The sequence below is a fragment of the Alphaproteobacteria bacterium genome (assembly GCA_030740435.1).
Classification (GTDB): domain Bacteria; phylum Pseudomonadota; class Alphaproteobacteria; order UBA2966; family UBA2966.
Window position 1 is genome coordinate 1 of sequence record JASLXG010000211.1, and the last position, 16,253, is coordinate 16,253.

21 protein-coding genes are annotated in these 16,253 nt (G+C 66.3%); 7 read left to right on the forward strand and 14 right to left on the reverse strand.

Annotation, left to right across the window (positions count from 1 at the left end; all coding sequences use genetic code 11):
• Both QGG75_20135 and QGG75_20140 read right to left on the reverse strand, forming a co-directional pair.
• The coding region (locus QGG75_20135; GenBank protein ID MDP6069540.1) for a transposase at positions 1-110 on the reverse strand (110 nt) is incomplete at its 3' end.
• A 231-nt stretch (positions 111-341) separates the two neighbouring features.
• The gene (locus QGG75_20140) at positions 342-650 is read right to left on the reverse strand and encodes a DUF4286 family protein (protein MDP6069541.1); all 309 of its coding nucleotides are present in this window, start codon (positions 648-650) and stop codon (positions 342-344) included.
• Between the two features lie 76 nt (positions 651-726).
• On the opposite strand from QGG75_20140, the gene QGG75_20145 reads away from it, so the two are divergent.
• Positions 727-1,506 (forward strand): SDR family oxidoreductase, encoded by a 780-nt coding sequence (locus QGG75_20145; protein ID MDP6069542.1) that lies wholly within the window; start codon positions 727-729, stop codon positions 1,504-1,506.
• Between the two features lie 7 nt (positions 1,507-1,513).
• On the opposite strand, the gene QGG75_20150 is transcribed toward QGG75_20145, so the two are convergent.
• Both QGG75_20150 and QGG75_20155 read right to left on the reverse strand, forming a co-directional pair.
• Complete coding sequence (locus tag QGG75_20150; GenBank protein MDP6069543.1) at positions 1,514-2,416, reverse strand: SMP-30/gluconolactonase/LRE family protein; 903 nt, start codon at positions 2,414-2,416, stop codon at positions 1,514-1,516.
• Positions 2,413-2,613 carry a tautomerase family protein gene (locus tag QGG75_20155; GenBank protein MDP6069544.1) on the reverse strand — a complete coding sequence of 67 codons (201 nt, stop codon included), beginning with the start codon at positions 2,611-2,613 and terminating at the stop codon, positions 2,413-2,415. Before QGG75_20155 ends, QGG75_20150 begins: the two co-directional genes overlap by 4 nt.
• 72 nt (positions 2,614-2,685) lie before the next feature.
• Between QGG75_20155 and QGG75_20160 the strand changes: the two genes are divergently transcribed.
• Positions 2,686-3,345, forward strand: a complete 660-nt coding sequence (locus tag QGG75_20160; GenBank protein MDP6069545.1) for a hypothetical protein — start codon at positions 2,686-2,688, stop codon at positions 3,343-3,345.
• Here QGG75_20160 and QGG75_20165 read toward each other — a convergent pair.
• The gene (locus QGG75_20165; protein MDP6069546.1) at positions 3,342-3,815 is read right to left on the reverse strand and encodes a VOC family protein; all 474 of its coding nucleotides are present in this window, start codon (positions 3,813-3,815) and stop codon (positions 3,342-3,344) included. The genes QGG75_20160 and QGG75_20165 overlap by 4 nt on opposite strands.
• Before the next feature lie 70 nt (positions 3,816-3,885).
• Here QGG75_20165 and QGG75_20170 point away from each other — a divergent pair, with 70 nt between their 5' ends.
• The 3 genes from QGG75_20170 (at position 3,886) to QGG75_20180 (ending at position 5,464) form a co-directional block, all read left to right on the forward strand.
• Positions 3,886-4,923 carry a Gfo/Idh/MocA family oxidoreductase gene (locus QGG75_20170; protein ID MDP6069547.1) on the forward strand — a complete coding sequence of 346 codons (1,038 nt, stop codon included), beginning with the start codon at positions 3,886-3,888 and terminating at the stop codon, positions 4,921-4,923.
• Positions 4,924-4,987: 64 nt separating this feature from the next.
• Positions 4,988-5,173, forward strand: coding sequence for a hypothetical protein (locus QGG75_20175; protein MDP6069548.1), 186 nt, complete (start codon positions 4,988-4,990; stop codon positions 5,171-5,173).
• A 36-nt stretch (positions 5,174-5,209) separates the two neighbouring features.
• Positions 5,210-5,464 carry a hypothetical protein gene (locus tag QGG75_20180; GenBank protein MDP6069549.1) on the forward strand — a complete coding sequence of 85 codons (255 nt, stop codon included), beginning with the start codon at positions 5,210-5,212 and terminating at the stop codon, positions 5,462-5,464.
• Positions 5,465-5,476: 12 nt separating this feature from the next.
• Here QGG75_20180 and QGG75_20185 read toward each other — a convergent pair whose 3' ends face one another.
• The 9 genes from QGG75_20185 to coxB all read right to left on the reverse strand — a co-directional run bounded on the left by QGG75_20185 (position 5,477) and on the right by coxB (position 12,940).
• Positions 5,477-6,958 (reverse strand): carboxypeptidase M32, encoded by a 1,482-nt coding sequence (locus QGG75_20185; GenBank protein ID MDP6069550.1) that lies wholly within the window; start codon positions 6,956-6,958, stop codon positions 5,477-5,479.
• Positions 6,955-7,590, reverse strand: a complete 636-nt coding sequence (locus QGG75_20190; protein MDP6069551.1) for an SURF1 family protein — start codon at positions 7,588-7,590, stop codon at positions 6,955-6,957. The genes QGG75_20185 and QGG75_20190 overlap by 4 nt, the downstream gene beginning before the upstream one ends.
• Positions 7,591-7,654: 64 nt before the next feature.
• Positions 7,655-8,011, reverse strand: coding sequence for a DUF983 domain-containing protein (locus QGG75_20195; GenBank protein ID MDP6069552.1), 357 nt, complete (start codon positions 8,009-8,011; stop codon positions 7,655-7,657).
• A gap of 8 nt (positions 8,012-8,019) precedes the next feature.
• Positions 8,020-8,817, reverse strand: a complete 798-nt coding sequence (locus tag QGG75_20200) for a cytochrome c oxidase subunit 3 (protein ID MDP6069553.1) — start codon at positions 8,815-8,817, stop codon at positions 8,020-8,022.
• A gap of 27 nt (positions 8,818-8,844) precedes the next feature.
• Positions 8,845-9,411: a cytochrome c oxidase assembly protein gene (locus QGG75_20205; GenBank protein ID MDP6069554.1), complete on the reverse strand. Its 567-nt coding sequence runs from the start codon at positions 9,409-9,411 to the stop codon at positions 8,845-8,847.
• Positions 9,408-9,533 carry a hypothetical protein gene (locus QGG75_20210; GenBank protein ID MDP6069555.1) on the reverse strand — a complete coding sequence of 42 codons (126 nt, stop codon included), beginning with the start codon at positions 9,531-9,533 and terminating at the stop codon, positions 9,408-9,410. The genes QGG75_20205 and QGG75_20210 overlap by 4 nt, the downstream gene beginning before the upstream one ends.
• A 1-nt stretch (position 9,534) precedes the next feature.
• A complete protein-coding gene (gene cyoE, locus QGG75_20215) occupies positions 9,535-10,434 on the reverse strand; it encodes a heme o synthase (protein MDP6069556.1) in 900 nt (299 codons plus the stop codon).
• Between the two features lie 31 nt (positions 10,435-10,465).
• Complete coding sequence (gene ctaD, locus QGG75_20220; GenBank protein ID MDP6069557.1) at positions 10,466-12,070, reverse strand: cytochrome c oxidase subunit I; 1,605 nt, start codon at positions 12,068-12,070, stop codon at positions 10,466-10,468.
• Positions 12,071-12,088: 18 nt separating this feature from the next.
• Positions 12,089-12,940: a cytochrome c oxidase subunit II gene (coxB, locus tag QGG75_20225; protein MDP6069558.1), complete on the reverse strand. Its 852-nt coding sequence runs from the start codon at positions 12,938-12,940 to the stop codon at positions 12,089-12,091.
• Between the two features lie 331 nt (positions 12,941-13,271).
• Between coxB and tldD the strand changes: the two genes are divergently transcribed.
• A complete protein-coding gene (gene tldD, locus QGG75_20230) occupies positions 13,272-14,708 on the forward strand; it encodes a metalloprotease TldD (protein MDP6069559.1) in 1,437 nt (478 codons plus the stop codon).
• A 20-nt stretch (positions 14,709-14,728) separates the two neighbouring features.
• On the forward strand, positions 14,729-15,910 hold the full coding sequence (locus QGG75_20235; protein MDP6069560.1) for a Xaa-Pro peptidase family protein: 1,182 nt from the start codon (positions 14,729-14,731) through the stop codon (positions 15,908-15,910).
• Positions 15,911-16,253 lie beyond the last annotated feature (343 nt).

Here is a 16,253-nt window from a genome sequence, read left to right on the forward strand (position 1 = left end):
AGATAGGCTTGGTAGTCGCGTTCCTCGAAAAACACCCGCTGGCGGCGATTGCCGCGCTGGGTGACATGATGCGGCCAACCCGCGACGACGATACGTGCCTGTCTCGCCATGGCTCTCTCCTTCTTCATCGTATTGCTCCAATGGAGCCTATGAAAGGATTAGAGCGATTTTTCAGCCGGAACCGGAGAGAAAGCCAAAAAAACACTGGCCACCAAGTGAATAAGTGGGGACAGGGACCACTTTCCACAGGAACCACTTTCGAATGTGGGGACAAATGTGGGGACAGGGACCACTTTCGCAGGGATCACTTTCAGGGACCGCCTTTAGGGGGCCTTTTCCGGTCAGGGCCAGACCTGGACGTAGGCCGAGCGCTCGCGTTCGGAGACGGCGCCGAAATTGGCTTCGTATTCGCTTTTCAAATCGGCGTACTCGGGCGACTCGAGAAAGCGCTCGAAGGTGGCCTCGTCGACGAACTCGTAGACCGCCTGATAGTGCCATTTCTGGTCGCCCAACAGGTGCTTGTAGCGCTTGGCGCTGACGGCGCCGTTGAAGCGCAGCAGCTGGGGGCAGTGCTCGCTTTCGTACCAGCGATTGAAGGCCTCTTCCTGGTCCGGGGTGATGGTGGCCTTGACGACGAAGATAACGGGCATGGTGGGCTCCTTTGTCTCGGGCTGGGGGATCACTAGAGTGGAACGAACGTCCACCAGCAATCAATGGATCAGCAACATGCGCCTCGATAACAAGACCGCTGTCATCAGTGGCGGCGCCCAGGGCATCGGCCTGGCCATCGCCCGGCGCTTTGCCGCCGAGGGCGCCCGAGTGGTGCTCGGCGACCTGCAAATCGAAAAGGGCGAAGCGGCAGCGGCGACCATCGCGTCAGAGGGCGGCCAGGCGCAATTCGTGCCCTGCGATGTCGGCGACGCGGGTGACGCCGCCGCCCTGGTGGCGGGCGCCGTCGAGCACTTCGGCACGGTCGACATCGCCATCGCCAACGCCGGCATCAGCCACCGCGCCGATTTCCTCGAACTCGACCCGGCCGACTTCGAGCGCATCATGCGGGTGAATCTTATGGGCGTCTTTCACATCGGCCAGGCGGCGGCCCGCCAGATGGTCGCCCAAGGCGAAGGCGGCGCCATCGTCAACATGGCCTCGATCAATGCGCTGACCGGCATTCCCGACCAGGTGCCTTACGGCGTCAGCAAGGCGGCCGTCAACGGCCTCACCCGGCTGATGGCCATTGCCCTTGCCGACAAAGGCATTCGCGTGAATTCCATCGGCCCTGGCAGCGTCTCGACCGAGCTCTCGCGCGAAATGGTCTTCAACGACCCGGAGAAGAAACGCACCGCACTCAGCCGCACGCCGCTGGGCCGCCTGGCCGAGGTCGAGGAAATCGCCGCCGTGGCGCTTTTTTTGGCGTGCGAGGATTCCTCATACGTCACCGGCCAGTGCCTCTACGCCGACGGCGGCCGCCTGCCGCTGATGTACACCGTGCCGGTCACGAAATAGCGCGCCGCTAAAACTCCGCGGCTATTCCCGGAACCTTGACCCGCACCCGGTAGAGCGACGACGAACAGGCCAGGAACAGACTGCACATGTCGTCGTCGCCCCAGGTGAAGTTGGCCGTCACCGCCGGGGTGCGGATGACGCCCAGGCAGTTGGCGGCAGGATCGAAGACGTGGACGCCGCCGGGGCCCGAGCAATAGACGTTTTCGGCGCTGTCGATCTTGAGGCCGTCGGGCCCGCCATCGCCCTCGCCGGTGGTCTCGGCCCAGAGCCGGCTGTTGGAGATGGAGCCGTCGGCGCCGACGTCGAAGACGCGGATGTGCATGCGCTCGGTGTCGTTGACGAAAAGCCGGCTTTCGTCGGCCGAGAAACACAGCCCGTTGGGCTGGGCGAAATCGTCGGCCAGCAGCATCAGGGCCTGGTGAAGGTTTTGGCTCTGTTGAGCGATGCGATAGACGCCCTGGAAGTCGAGGTCCTGTTCGCGCGGCACACCGTAGTATTCGTTGCGGCCGTAGGTCGGGTCGGAAAAGTAGATGGCGCCGTCGCGCTTGACGATGATGTCGTTGGGGCTGTTGAGCTCCTTGTCTCCGTAATGCGTGGCCAGCACGCTGATCGAGCCGTCGGCCTCGGTGCGGCTGACGGCGCTGGTGGCGTGCTCGCAGGTGACGATGCGGCCCTCCCGGTCCCAGGCGTTGCCGTTGGCCATGTTGCTGGGCTGGCGGAACGTCGTGATGCCCTCGGCGGCACTCCAGCGCCGCATGTGGTTGCCCGGCATGTCGCTGAAGATGAGAAAGTTGTCGTGCGGATGCCAGATCGGTCCCTCGGTGAAATCGAAGCCCGAGCCCAGTTCCTCGAATTCGACGCCGTCGCCGACAACCGAACGGAACCGGTCGTCGCGAACTTCGACGGTCATGACGCCTCCTCGTTGAGCTCTTTGACCGACTTCTCGCCGACGTACCATTCCTCGGCCGTGATGTCCTGGAAAACCACCCAGATGGCCTCCTTGGGGATCTCGGTGACGTCGTTGATGGTGTCGACCACGCGGCGGCTGATCTCGTCCTTCTTGGCTTGGCTGTGGCCCTCGACGATGCGGATGTTGACGAACGGCATTTTTTCGCTCCCCTTGTCGTTGCCTGTATTGTTGGCCCGGATACTATCAAGTTTGCCGGAGGATCGTCACTCATGCCGCTCTTGGGTCAAGCCTTTCTCGCCATCTGGAACGACGTCACCCCGGGTTGGGACGACGAGTTCAACCTTTGGCACACCCGCGAGCACATCCCCGAACGGGTAGGCGTCGAGGGTTTTCTGCGCGGCCGCCGCGGCGTCGACTGGCAGGGCAAAGGGCAGCGCTATTTCATGCTTTACGAGGCCGAAGACCTCGAGGTCTTCCGTGGCCCCAGCTATTTGCAGCGCCTCAACAACCCCTCGCCCTGGACGCAGCAGGTCATGCCCGAGTTTCGAAATTTCGTTCGCGGTGCCTGCCGGCCGCTGGTCTCCGGGGGCCTCGGCCTGGGCGGCGCCATGGCGACCTTGCGCTTTGGCCAAGTCGCTGCCGGGACAAAACTGGTTCGCTTGGCCCCGGATATCCTCGACTTGCCCGGCATTACCGCCGTCCACATCGGAGAGGCCGAGGACGCTGTCACCAACCAGCCGACCAACGAACGCCAAATGCGCGAGGCCACCGACGACGACACTTTCGCCGCCCTGGTGATCATCGAGGGCCTGGGCCGGCGGGAATTGGAGGCACAATTGCCAACCATCCAGGCCGAGATGGCGGAACGGGCCGCCGAAGAGCCCGAGGTCGGAATTTACGAAACGGCGTTCGTTCTCGATAGCGACTAACGGCGGTAGCTCACCAGCTCGATGGTCGTACCCCAGGGCGCGCGGGTGTAGCGGTAGCGATCATCCGGCCCGCAGTCCGGATCGGGCATGCGGTGCGGCCCGCTCATCAGCTCGCCGCCGTTTTCCTCGATGCGCCGGCAGGCACCATCCATGTCGTCGACGAAAATGGCCAGGTGCTGCAGGCCGAAATCGCTGGGGCTGAGCGGCGGCGCCTGCTCGGGCGCCCAATATTCGAAAAGTTCGATGCGCGGCCCTTCGGGCAATCGCAGCATGCGGGCCGCCCGCATCTCGGCGCCTGACGGCAGGCCGAGGCTTTGTTCGACCCTCTCGCCCTTGGCCGGCTTGGCGCTCTTGGCCCACACTTCCTGCTCGGTCTCGGCTGCGAAGACGGCGGCGAAATATTCCGTTGCCGCCTCCAGGTCGGGCACCGTGATGCCGACGTGGTCGATGCCGCGGGTTCCTTCGGTCATGGCGATCCCCGTTTCAGGCGGTAAGATCGCCATGGTAGCGCGGAACCACGAAGGAGCGAGAGATATCGTCATGAGCGTACCCATCGCCGTCATCGGCGCCGGCATCATCGGCGCCCGCCACGCCCGCCTGACCGCGGCCGAGCCCGAATGCCGCCTGCTGGGGTTGGCCGATCCCACCCCGGCCGCCGCCGAATTGGCGGCCGAACTGGGTGTGGCGCATTATGCCTCGGCCCAAGCCCTGCTCGAGAAGGAGAGCCCCGAGGGCGTCGTCATTGCTGCACCCAACGCACTCCACCTGCCCATCGGCAGGATGTGCGCGGAACGCGGCATCCACTTGCTGGTGGAAAAACCGGTGGCCGAGAGCGTGGCCGCCGGTCGCCAACTGGTCGAGGCGGCCGAGGCCGCCGGCGTCGCCATGATGGTCGGCCACCACCGCCGCTTCGACCCCGCCCTGGATGCCGCCAAGCAGATCGTGGCCGACGAGATCGGCGATCTGGTTGCGGTCTCGGCCATGTGGTCGGCATTGAAGCCCGATCCCTACTACGACGTCGCCTGGCGGCGTGAGGCCGGCGGCGGACCGGTACTGATCAACATGATCCACGACATCAACGCGCTGCAACATATCTGCGGCCAGATCGCCAGCGTCTACGCCGAGACCGTGCCCAGCCGCCGCGGCCACCCGGTCGAGGACACGGCCGCCGTGGTGCTGCGCTTTGCCGGTGGCGCCATCGGCACCATCATGCTCACCGACGCCGCACCCTCGCCCTGGGGCTGGGAGGCCGGCACCAACGACAACCCCGGCATCGCCGCCTCGGGCCAGAACTGTTATCGCTTCGTCGGCACCACGGGTGCGCTGGATTTCCCCAACCTGACGCTCTGGCGCCACGACGGCGAGATCCCCGGCGGCTGGCAACTGCCCTACACAAGTGAGGCGCGTCCCACAGGCGAGCGCGATTCCCTGACCTGGCAGTTACGCCACTTCTGCCGCGTCGTGCGGGGCGAGGAGGAACCCCGGGTTTCGGGGCGCGAGGGCCTGGCTACGTTGGCCGCCACCATGGCGGTGCACGAATCGGCCAGCAGTGGTCGCCCAGTCAGCCTGGAATCATAGGGAGCGGTGGGAGCACGTTCACGGTATTTTGTTTAGCCTCGCGAACGGCATTTGGGCTAGATCGGTGGCAAAAGCGAAAGGTGATCTGATGATGCGTACGGTTTTTTTGCGCTCGGCGTTCTTCTTGGCTTTGTTCGCGCCCATCGCGGCAGAGGCGGGCGAGGGCAATGTTCTTTATTCGCCGCAGGCGGTGAAAGCAGCGCTGGGCCAGGGTTGCTCGGTGCTGCTCCATTTCACCGCCAAATGGTGAACCACCTGCCGCCGCCAGATCCGTGTGATCGGGGCATTGAGGTCGGCCAACAGCGCCTATGACGAAAAAATCACCTTCATCGACGTCGATTGGGACGACCACCGCCGCTCGCCGATTGCCAAGAAACTGAAGATTATCCGCCAGTCCACGCTGGTGATGTTCACGGGCAAGAGCGTCGACGAGGGCGAGGCCGGCAGGCTGTTCGCCCGCACCGCCGAGGCCGAAATCAAGGGCCTGCTCGACAAGGGCCTGCAAGCCAAACCGGCCGGCGGCAAACCCTGTTCAGGGTAGCAGCGCCGGCCTTCAGCCCCCGTAGCGCGCTTCCAGGTGGGCCCGGAAGGCCGCCGTGCCCAGCGGCGCACCTGTCGCCCGGGTGATGATCTCGCTGCTCGAAAGCGACGAGCCCAGCGCGTGCACGTGGGGCCGCAGCCAGGCCATCAGCGGCCCGAAATCGCCCCGCCCCAGGGCCTCGGGAATGCCGGGCTCGGCGGCCCGGGCGGCGGCGAAGAATTGTGCCGCGGCCAGGGCGCCCAGGGTATAGGTGGGGAAATATCCGAAGGCCCCTTCGGGCCAGTGGATGTCCTGCAGGCAACCCATGCGGTCGTTGGCAGGGGTTAGGCCGAGCAACGCCTGCATGCCGTCGCGCCAGGCGCCGGGCAGCTCCGCCACCTGCAAGTCATCCGCCAGCAGCGCCCTTTCCAGGCGCGTGCGCAGGATGATGTGCAGCGGATAGCTGACCTCGTCGGCGTCGACGCGGATCAGGCTGGCCTCGACCCGGTGGCTCGCGCGGATCAGGTTTTCGGCCTGCCAGGCCGGACCCGCCACGGCGAAGGCCTGGCGCAGCTCGGGCGCCAGCCAGGTCAGGAATTCGGGGCTGCGGCAGGCCTGCATCTCGACGATCAGGCTTTGGCTTTCATGCAGCGTCATGCCGCGGGCCTGGCCCACCGGCTGGCCGCGCCAGCTCGCCGGCAGGCCGCGTTCGTACATGGCGTGTCCGCCCTCGTGCAGCACCGCCATCAGGGCGTGGGAGAAATCCTCCGCCCGGTAGCGCGTGGTCAGGCGCACGTCGTCGGCCGTGCCGCCGGTGAAGGGATGGTGGCTCTCGTCGAGGCGGCCGTGATCGAAGTCGAAGCCCAGCGCCGCCAGCAACTCGGGCGCCAGCGCGCGCTGGGCGGCCGGGGAGATCTCGGCCTCGAAGGGCAACGCCGGAGAGAGCTTTTGGCGCTCCACCGTGGCGGCCAGGAATTCGGGCAAAAAGGCCTCGAGCTCGGCGAAGATCGGTGCGATCTGGGCCCAGGTGGTGTCCGGGTCGTAAGCCTCCAGCAGGGCATCGTAAGGCGCGCAGCCAAAGGCCTCGGCTTTGGCTTGGGCCGCCTGACGCGTCAGCGCGACGACGCTTTCGAGGTGTGCTTGGAGGCTGGCGAAGTCGTCGTCCTCGCGGGCCTGGCGCCAGGTCATTTCACAGGCCGAGGCCGCCTGGCTGAGGGCCTCGACCAGGCTGCCGGGAAGGGCCGTGGCGTGGCGCCAGCGCCGCCGCATCTCGCTGCGGTTGGCGGCCTGCCAGGGATCCAGGGATTGGGCTTCGGCGCGCTGCAAAAGCTCGCCGACCTCCGGCGCCAGCAGCAACTCGTGGCTCAGCCCGGCCAGGCTGGCGAGCTGGTCGGCCCGGGCCGAGGCACCGCCCGGCGGCATCATGACGGCGCCGTCCCACTGCAACTGCGCCTGGGCCCCGGCCAGGTCGTCGAGGCGCTTGAAGCGCCGCTCGAGCTCAGTGTAGGCGCTCATGGCAGGGTCCCCAGGCGGCGGCGGAAAAGCACGAATATCACCACCAACACCGCCGCCAGGGCAAACCAGGTGAAGGCGTAACGCTGGTGGTTGTCGACCAGTTGATGGCGGCCAAGCCCGCCCAGCGGCAGGCCGCCCGGATGGGGCCCAGCGTCGGCCTCGACCAGCACGGGCGCCAACTCGAGGCCCACCTGGCGGGCCATGGCAGCCAGGTCGACGACGAACCAGGTGTTGCCGGCGTCGTCGTTGTCGGGCGTGAAGGGGCCGCGGGGAAAGTGCACCCGGGCAATGCCGGACAGGCTGACCGAGCCCGGGATCTGGCCCTCGGGCCGGCTGGCCGCATGGCGTAGCGCCAGCGGCACCCAGCCGCGGTCGACCAGCACGGCCGGACCCTGGGGCCTGATCAGCGGCGTCAGCACGTGTATTCCGGCGACGCCCTGATGGCTGCGGCCATAGAGCTGGAGCTCGCTGTCATGGGCGAAACGGCCCTCCAGGCGCACCCGGCGGAAATCGAAATCGGCACCCGGCGCCGACGGCAGCAGCACTTCGGGCCGGGCCAGGCTGGCGGCCCGTTCGGACTTGAGGGCGGCTTTCCATTCGGCGCGCTGGAGCTGCCAGCCGCCGAGCGCCAGCAGCGCCGCCAGCAGGGGCCAAAAGGTCAGCGCCGACCAGCGCCGGGCGTCACTGGAGATGGCCTTACTCCCCCGCCTTGTGATGGAACTGCAGCGCGATCAGCACGGCCTTGAAGGGCCGCAACAGCCAGAGCGAAAGCCCCAGCACGGTGGGTGTCCAGAGCACCATATGGAGCCACACCGGCGGCCCGAATTCGAGTTCCACGATCAGGGCCGCGGCGACCACCACAAAGCCCACCAGCATGACCACGAAGACGGCCGGTCCGTCGCCCGAATCCCGGGCCCCGAGATCGAGGTCGCATTCGTTGCAGCGCGGCGCCACGGTCAGATATCCGGCAAACAGCTTGCCCCGGCCGCAGCCCGGACAGCGGCAGCGCAGGCCAGCGAGAAGTGGTGAAACCCGCGGCGCCTCTTCAGCCACCAAATCGCCTAGCTGCCGCCCCACCAATAGATGCAGCTGAAAAGGAAGAGCCAGACCACGTCGACGAAATGCCAATACCAGGCGGCCGCCTCGAAGCCGAAGTGCTGCTCGGGCGTGAAATGGCCCTTGTAGGCCCGCACCAGGCAGACGGTGAGAAAGATGGTGCCGACGATGACGTGCAGGCCGTGGAAGCCGGTAGCCATGAAGAAGGTCGAGCCGTAGATGCCGCCGGTGAAGGCAAAGGGCGCGTGAATGTATTCGTAGGCCTGCAGCGCCGTGAAGGCGGCGCCCAGGATGACGGTCAGCCAGAGCCCGTTGATCAGGCCCTGGCGGTTGCCCTGGCGCAGCTCATGATGCGCCCAGGTCACGGTGCAGCCCGAACTCAGCAGGATGATGGTGTTGAGGAAGGGGATGGTCCAGGGGTTGAAGGCCTCGATGTCGGCGGGCGGCCAGACGCCGCCGATGGCCTCGGTGGGGAACAGGCTGGCGTTGAAGAAGGCCCAGAACCAGGCCACGAAGAACATCACCTCGGAGGCGATGAAGAGCACCATGCCGTAGCGCAGGCCGAGCTGCACCACCGGCGTGTGGTCGTCGTTGAAGGTGGCTTCCTGGATCACGTCGCGCCACCAGACGAACATGGTGTAGAGCGTCATGGCCAGGCCGATGGGCAGCACCCAGATCGTCATGTCGTGCATGTACATGATCAACCCAGCGGCCAGCACCAGCGCCGAAAGGGCGCCCAGGGCCGGCCACGGGCTGGGCTCGACGAGATGGTAGTCATGATCCTTAGCGTGGGTATCGGCCATGGCTCGGGAACTCCTGCAAGCGGCTGATCATCGCCCGTTGTCCGTCTCGGGCGGACGGGCGAAGAAGGTGTAGGAAAGGGTGATGGTGTCGACGCCGTCGAGGTCGCGTTCGTTGACGATCTCGGGGTCGATGAAGAACGACACCGGCATGTCGGCGCTTTGGCCGGCGGCCAGGGTCTGTTCGGTGAAGCAAAAACACTCGATCTTGTTGAAGTAGGGCCCGGCGATGTGCGGTGTGACGTTGAAGGTGGCGCTGCCGGTGATGCTGTGTGGACTGGGGTTGTGGGCCCGGTAGAAGGCCAGGCTCTCTTCGCCCAGGCGCAGCCTGACCTGGCGCTGGAGGGGCGCGAAGCGCCAGGGCATGCCGCGCGCCGTGTCGGCGTTGAACTGCACCGTGATGACGCGGTCCAGCACCTCGGTCGGGGCCGGGGCCGCCGTGGCGACGCGCGAGGTGCCGCCGTAGCCAGTAACCTGGCAGAACAGGCTGTAAAGCGGCACCGAGGCGAAGGCCAGGCCGGCCATGCCGAGTACCAGGCCGGCCAGCAACAGCGCCGTACCGTGGCGGCCGAGCCGAGGGCCTTTAGCGGCGCTCATCCCGCCGCTCCTTGAAGCTTGACGATGGTGATGACGAAAAACAGCACCGCCAGCGCCAGCAGCACGCCGCCCAGCGCCAGGTTGCGCTGGCGCAGTTTGCGTTGCCCCTCGTCGGCCACCATCTCAGACCGAACCCAGCAGGCCGCGGTCGACCAGCATCAGGGCGAAGAGGAGAAAGAGATAGAGGATGGAAAAGCCAAAGAGGCGGCGTTCGGCGCCGGGCCGAGCCTGCCAAACGGCCCCTGCCGCCAGCACCAGGGCGCCGCCCAGCCCCAGCGCCACGACGCCATAAAGCGCGCCGACGGTGCCCAAGGCCCAGGGCGCCAGCGTCAGCGGCAGCAGTGCCAGGCTGTAGGCCAGGATCTGGCGCCGGGTCTCGCGCGCGCCCCGCGCCAGCGGCAGCATCGGCACCCCGGCGCGGGCGTAGTCGTCGCTGCGCAAGAGCGCCAGCGACCAGAAATGCGGCGGCGTCCAAAACGCGATGATGGCCACCAGGGCCAGGGGTTCGAGCCCCACTTGGCCGCTGGCGGCGGCCCAACCGATGAGCGGCGGCAACGCTCCGGCCAAGCCGCCGATTACGATGTTCTGGGGTGTCCGGCGCTTCAGCCAGATGGTGTAGACGAAGACGTAAAAGGCGATGGTGAAAGCCAGCAACAGCGCTGGCAGCCAGCCCACGGCCAAGCCCATCAAGGCCACCGAGGCAACCGCCAGGCTGACGCCGAAGCCCAAGGCATCGCCCGGCGCCACCGCGCCACGGGGCAGCGGGCGGTCGCGGGTGCGGGCCATGAGGGCGTCGATGTCGGCCTCGTACCACATGTTGATGGCCCCCGAGGCACCGGCTCCCACGGCGATGCAAAGAAGCGCCACGAAGCCCAACACCGGGTGCTGCCCGCCCGGCGCCAGCACCAGGCCGACGAAGGCGGTAAACACCACCAACGACATCACCTGGGGCTTCAAGAGCGCCAGATAGTCGCCCACCCCCGCCACCTGCCGAGCGGCGGAATCCGCTGCCGAGAGGGTCATGCTGGGATTGCCCACCGGCCGCTCCGCCTCCTCAATTCACCTTGGGCAGCTGGTCGTAGGTGTGCCAGGGCGCCGGCGAGGGATGGCTCCACTCCAGCGTCGTCGCACCTTCGCCCCAGGGGTTGTCGGCGCACTTCTCGCCGGCCGCGAAGGTGCGCCAGACGACGATCAGGAACAACAGCGCGCTCAGCCCCGCCACGTAAGCGCCCAGCGAGGAGACCATGTTCCAGCCGGCATAAGCGTCGGGATAATCGGGAATGCGCCGGGGCATGCCGGCCAGCCCGAGGAAATGCATGGGAAAGAGGGACAGGTTGACGCCGATGAACATGGACCAGAACTGCAGCTTGCCCAGCATCTCCGGGTACTGGCGGCCCGACATCTTGCCGATCCAATAGTAGAAACCGGCGAAGACGCCGAACAAGGCGCCTATGGACATGGTGTAGTGGAAGTGGCCGACCACGAAAGCGGTGTCGTGCAATGCCACATCGGCGCCGGCATTGGCCAGCACGACGCCGGTGACGCCGCCGACGGTAAAGAGGAATATGAAGCCCATGGCATAGAGCATGGGCGTCTTGAAATCGATCGAGCCGCCCCACATGGTGGCGATCCAACTGAAGATCTTGATGCCCGTGGGCACGGCTATGACCATGGTGGCGGCCACGAAGTAGGCATCGGCATCGACGTTCATGCCCACCGTGTACATATGGTGGGCCCAGACGATGAAGCCGACGAAGCCGATGGCCACCATGGCGTAGGCCATGCCCAGGTAGCCGAACACCGGTTTCTTGGCGAAGGTCGACACCACCTGGCTGATGATACCGAAGGCCGGGATGATCAGGATGTAGACCTCGGGATGACCAAAAAACCAGAACAAGTGCTGCCAGAGCAGGGGATCACCGCCTTGGCTTGCGTCGAAGAAAGCGGTGTCGAAATTGCGGTCGGTGATCAGCATGGTCAGGCCACCGGCGAACACCGGCAAGGCGAGCAGCAGCAGGAATGCCGTTACCAGGATCGACCAGACAAACAGCGGCATCTTGTGCAGCGTCATGCCGGGCGCACGCATGTTCAAAATGGTGGTGATGAAGTTGATGGCGCCCAGAATCGAAGAGGCGCCGGCCAAATGCAGGCTGAGGATGGCCATGTCGACGGCTGGCCCGGGATGGCCCGACGTCGATAACGGCGCGTAGGCCGTCCAGCCGACGCCGGGGCCGTCACCGACCAGGGCCGAGCCGACCAGCAGCACGGCCGAGGTCGGCAGCAGCCAGAAGCTGATGTTGTTCATGCGCGGGAAGGCCATATCGGGCGTACCGATCAACAGCGGCACGAACCAGTTGCCGAAACCGCCGATCAGCGCCGGCATGATCAAAAAGAACACCATGATCAGTCCGTGCGCCGTCATGACCACGTTGTAGAGCTGGTATTCTTCGCCGAAAACCTGCGCTCCCGGCGCTTGCAGTTCCATCCGCAGCAACATCGAAAAGAGTCCGCCGATGATGCCGAACACCACCGCGAAGACGATGTACATGGTGCCGATGTCTTTGTGGTTGGTCGAATAGAGCCAACGCCGCCAACCTTGGGGATGGGCGTGAGCATGATGCGCCTGGGCGGCGCCTGCGGTTTGGGCCGTTTCGCTCATGGTGCGATATTCCCTTCTCTATTCGCTTGCCGCGGCGCGGCTCGAATGGGCCAACCGGGTCGGCCTGGCCGGCGTCCGGGCGGCATTTTCCTTTTTGGCCTTTTCCACCCAGGCCGCGAAGTCCTGCTTCGAGACGGCCTCCACGGTGATCGGCATGAAACCGTGATGCGAGCCGCAAAACTCGCTGCACTGGCCGTAATAGGTGCCCGGCTTTTCGATCTTGACCCAGGTCTGGTTGAGCCGGCCGGGCACCGCATCCATCTTGATGCCGAAAGCCGGAACGGCCCAGGCATGGATCACGTCACTGGCGGTCACGATGACGCGGATGGTGGTATCGACCGGCAGCACCACGTGGTTGTCGGTTGCCAAAAGCCGCGGCTGACCGGGTTTCAGGTCTTCGGCGGCCACCATGTTGGCGTCCATCTCGAAGTCGCCGTGGTCGGGATACTGATAGCTCCAGTAGAATTGGTTGCCCACCACCTTCAGTGTCATCTCGGCCTGGGGGATGTCCTTCTGGAGATAGAGCAGCTTGAAGGACGGCACCGCGATGACCACCAGGATGAGAATCGGTACCACCGTCCAGGCCACCTCCAGCAGCGTGTGGTGGGCGGTCCTCGAGGGCGTCGGATTGGCCTTGGCGTTGAAGCGCACGATGATGATGGCCAGCAGCGCCATGACGAAAATGGCGATGGCGAAGATGATCACCAGCAACAGTGAATAGAAATCGTCGATGCCGTTCATCACCGGCGTGACCGCCGGCTGAAAGCCGAGCTGCCAGGGTTGGGGCTGGGCCGCCTGGGCGGCCGGGCCGGCCAGGGCGAACGCCGATAGGGCGCCGCTCAAGGCGACGGAAGTTTGCTTCCAAGGCATGATTGAACCTGTCCCCTCATGCGGTTGGGCCGGTGTGGCCGCGGGATGGGGATGTCGGGCTGCGTCGAATTCCACAACCACCAAAATTCCCCTGATTCCTCCCCGAACGGAACGTTGCGCAGAGGCTACAACGGCGCGCCGGAGATTGCCTAGAGCATATCCCATTAGAATACTTGCGCGAAACCGTTTTTTTGGATAACTCAAAACTACTGCCAAAATGGCACAACGCGAAGAAGGCGGGTGGCGTTCTCCCCACACCTTCCTGATTTTTCCAAAGAATCTGGCATCCCTGAGCGGCTGCTCTATGTTGTCGGCCGAAAGGTGTCCTGCCATGACCGATCCGACCATCGCCGCAGAGTTCTTCTTCGAGCGCCACGACCTCGACCGCGGCCGCGTCCAGAGCCTGCTCGACGACGCCCTGGTGGACAGCGACGACGGCGAGCTCTTTCTCGAATACTGCCAGTCCGAGCTGCTGGGCTGGGATGACGGCCGCCTCAAGACGGCCAGTTTCGACACCACGCAGGGTTTCGGCTTGCGCGCGGTGGCCGGGGAATCGACGGGCTATGCCCATGCCAGCGAGCTCTCGGAGGCGGCGCTGGGCCGCGCCGCCGCCGCCGTGGCGGCTGTGCGTGATGGCCACGACGGCAGTTATGCCGCCGATCCCGGCGGCACCAACCGGGCGCTTTATGGCGCCGACAATCCCCTGGGCGAGGCCGCCTTCGAGGACAAGGTGGCGCTCTTGGAAGCCCTCGACGCATACGCCCGAGGCCTGGACGAGCGCGTGCGCCAGGTCTCGGCCACGCTGGCGGCCTCGTGGCAGGTGGTCGAGATCATGCGCCCGGGCGGCCAGCGGGTGGGCGACGTGCGGCCGCTGGTGCGCCTCAACGTCTCGCTGGTGGTGGGCGAGGGCGAGCGCCAGGAAGCCGGCACCTACGGCTCCGGTGGGCGCACGCCGTATGGCGAATACCTGACCCCGGAAACTTGGCAGGCCAGCGTCGACGAGGCCTTGCGCCAGGCCCTGGTGAACCTCGAATCGGTGCCCGCCCCGGCCGGCCAGATGCCGGTGGTGCTGGGCCCGGGCTGGCCCGGCATTCTGCTCCACGAAGCCATCGGCCACGGCCTCGAGGGCGACTTCAACCGCAAGCAGACCAGCGCCTTCTCCGGCCTTCTGGGCCAGCGCGTGGCGGCGCCCGGGGTGACGGTGATCGACGACGGCACCATCGCCGAGCGCCGCGGTTCGCTCAGCATCGACGACGAGGGCACGCCCACCGGCCGCACCGTGCTGATCGAGGACGGCATCCTCAAGGGCTACCTTCAGGACCGCCTCAACGCCCGTCTGATGGGCGTCTCCCCCACCGGCAACGGCCGGCGCCAGGATTACGCCCACGCCCCCATCCCGCGTATGACCAACACCTTCATGCTGGCCGGCGAACGCGAGCCCGAAGAGATCATCAAGAGCGTCGACAACGGCCTTTACGCCGTGGCTTTCGGTGGTGGCCAGGTCGACATCACCTCGGGCAAGTTCGTCTTCACCTGCACCGAGGCCTACAAGATCGAGGACGGCAAGGTCGGCGCCCCGGTCAAGGGCGCGACGCTGATCGGCAACGGCCCCGACGCCCTTACCCGGGTCGGCGCCGTGGCCAACGACATGGAACTCGATCCCGGCATCGGCACCTGCGGCAAGGACGGCCAGGGCGTACCGGTCGGCGTCGGCCAGCCCACCATGCTGATCGAAAGTCTCACCGTCGGCGGCACCGAAGCCGCCTAGGGCGGGTTTTCTCGCCAACTATGGATCACGACGCGCGCCTTGTTGCTCTGCAGCAGACCCTTGCCGAGCGCGGCTTGGCCGGGGCCTTGCTCTTTCAATCCCGCGACGTCTTCTACTACACCGGTACGGCCCAACCAGGCTGGCTGGCGGTGCGGCCCGACGAAGCAGTGCTGTTCGTCGCGTCGGGCCTCGACTTCGCGCAGCGCGACACCGGCTGGGGTGAAGACCGCCTGGTCGAGGAGCGCCGGCTGGAAGCCGTCTGCCGCCGCATGTTCCCCGGCGCCGGCCGCGGCGAAAGCATCGGCATCGAACTCGACGTCATCACGGCGGTCAGCCGCGACGCCCTGGCGGCCTGTTTGGCTGAGCGCGAATTGATCGACATCTCGCCCCAGATCCTGGCCCAGCGCGCCATCAAGGACGCCCAGGAACTGGAATTGCTGGGCGCTGCCTGCCGGGCGCTGGAGGCCGGCCACCAGGCGGCGCTCAGGCACTGGCGGCCGGGCCAGAGCGAGCTCGAGCTTTCCGCCGCCCTGGAGAACGGTCATCGCCTGGCCGGCCACGAGGGCGGCTTTTTCATACGCCAGCCGGGCTTTTTCATGAGCCGCGGGCCCTTCGCCTCGGGGCCCAACATCGGCACCATCTCGGGTCTCGTCTTCACCATCTCCGGCGTCGGCTTAAGCGCCGCCATACCGGCCGGCGCCTCGAGGCGCATCGTCGAGGCCGGCGACCTGGTGGTGGTCGATATTCCGACCAGCGTCGGCGGCTACATGGGAGACCAGTCGCGCACCTATCGCGTCGGTTCGGCCGCCAAGCCCGACGGTGCCAAGCAAGCGCATGCGGCGTTGCGCCAGGTCTCCGACGCCGTCATTGCCGCCATGGTGCCGGGGCGAAGCGGCGGCGAGCTTTACGCCGTGGCCACCCGGGCCGCGGCGGCAAACGACATCGCCGACGCCTTCCTGGCCTTTCCCTCCGGCGCCCGAGCCCACTTCATCGGCCACGGCGTCGGCCTCGAAGGCAACGAGCCGCCCTTCCTGGTCAAAGGCGGCAGCGCCCGCATCGCGACCAACATGGTGCTGACGGTGGAAATCCACGTCTGCCTGGCGGCCGGCCTGATGGTCAAGCTCGAAGACATGGTGGTGGTCGAAGAAGGCGGCGGCCGCTTGCTGACGATCACGCCGCGCGAGCTGATCCAAATCGGGTAGGCGTTTTGTGCGGACCCTCGCCGGGCGGGCGGCGCCGCGCCCTTGGCCGTTGCAGCCGCTGTCGGGGTGTCGGCGGGTGTGCCCTCCCTTAGTTTTTTGTGCTTTGTCATTTAGTGCAACGGGAGCAACGCGACCCACCGCTCCTGCGGCGCGCCCGCGCAGGCAGCGGAGCGCAGCGGAGCCGCCGTGAGCGATAAAAAGCCAACGGGAGCAACGCGACCCGCCGCCCCTGCGGATCGGGTAGGAGGGGGCCTTGCGGCACCCCTCCTCCCACACCACCGTACGTACGGATCCGTATACGGCGGTTCATGAAGTGCGCTGCGGGTGGTGGAGTTGCTCGATG

Excerpts from the sequence above, each read along its gene's own strand:
- QGG75_20150 (MDP6069543.1), bottom strand. The coding sequence starts at position 2,416 with ATGACCGTCGAAGTTCGCGACGACCGGTTCCGTTCGGTTGTCGGCGAC.
- QGG75_20140 (MDP6069541.1), bottom strand. The coding sequence starts at position 650 with ATGCCCGTTATCTTCGTCGTCAAGGCCACCATCACCCCGGACCAGGAA.
- QGG75_20145 (MDP6069542.1), top strand. The coding sequence starts at position 727 with ATGCGCCTCGATAACAAGACCGCTGTCATCAGTGGCGGCGCCCAGGGC.
- QGG75_20160 (MDP6069545.1), top strand. The coding sequence starts at position 2,686 with ATGCCGCTCTTGGGTCAAGCCTTTCTCGCCATCTGGAACGACGTCACC.
- QGG75_20170 (MDP6069547.1), top strand. The coding sequence starts at position 3,886 with ATGAGCGTACCCATCGCCGTCATCGGCGCCGGCATCATCGGCGCCCGC.
- ctaD (MDP6069557.1), bottom strand. The coding sequence starts at position 12,070 with ATGAGCGAAACGGCCCAAACCGCAGGCGCCGCCCAGGCGCATCATGCT.
- coxB (MDP6069558.1), bottom strand. The coding sequence starts at position 12,940 with ATGCCTTGGAAGCAAACTTCCGTCGCCTTGAGCGGCGCCCTATCGGCG.
- cyoE (MDP6069556.1), bottom strand. The coding sequence starts at position 10,434 with ATGACCCTCTCGGCAGCGGATTCCGCCGCTCGGCAGGTGGCGGGGGTG.
- QGG75_20235 (MDP6069560.1), top strand. The coding sequence starts at position 14,729 with ATGGATCACGACGCGCGCCTTGTTGCTCTGCAGCAGACCCTTGCCGAG.
- QGG75_20205 (MDP6069554.1), bottom strand. The coding sequence starts at position 9,411 with ATGAGCGCCGCTAAAGGCCCTCGGCTCGGCCGCCACGGTACGGCGCTG.
- QGG75_20210 (MDP6069555.1), bottom strand. The coding sequence starts at position 9,533 with ATGGTGGCCGACGAGGGGCAACGCAAACTGCGCCAGCGCAACCTGGCG.
- QGG75_20155 (MDP6069544.1), bottom strand. The coding sequence starts at position 2,613 with ATGCCGTTCGTCAACATCCGCATCGTCGAGGGCCACAGCCAAGCCAAG.
- QGG75_20165 (MDP6069546.1), bottom strand. The coding sequence starts at position 3,815 with ATGACCGAAGGAACCCGCGGCATCGACCACGTCGGCATCACGGTGCCC.
- QGG75_20200 (MDP6069553.1), bottom strand. The coding sequence starts at position 8,817 with ATGGCCGATACCCACGCTAAGGATCATGACTACCATCTCGTCGAGCCC.
- tldD (MDP6069559.1), top strand. The coding sequence starts at position 13,272 with ATGACCGATCCGACCATCGCCGCAGAGTTCTTCTTCGAGCGCCACGAC.
- QGG75_20185 (MDP6069550.1), bottom strand. The coding sequence starts at position 6,958 with ATGAGCGCCTACACTGAGCTCGAGCGGCGCTTCAAGCGCCTCGACGAC.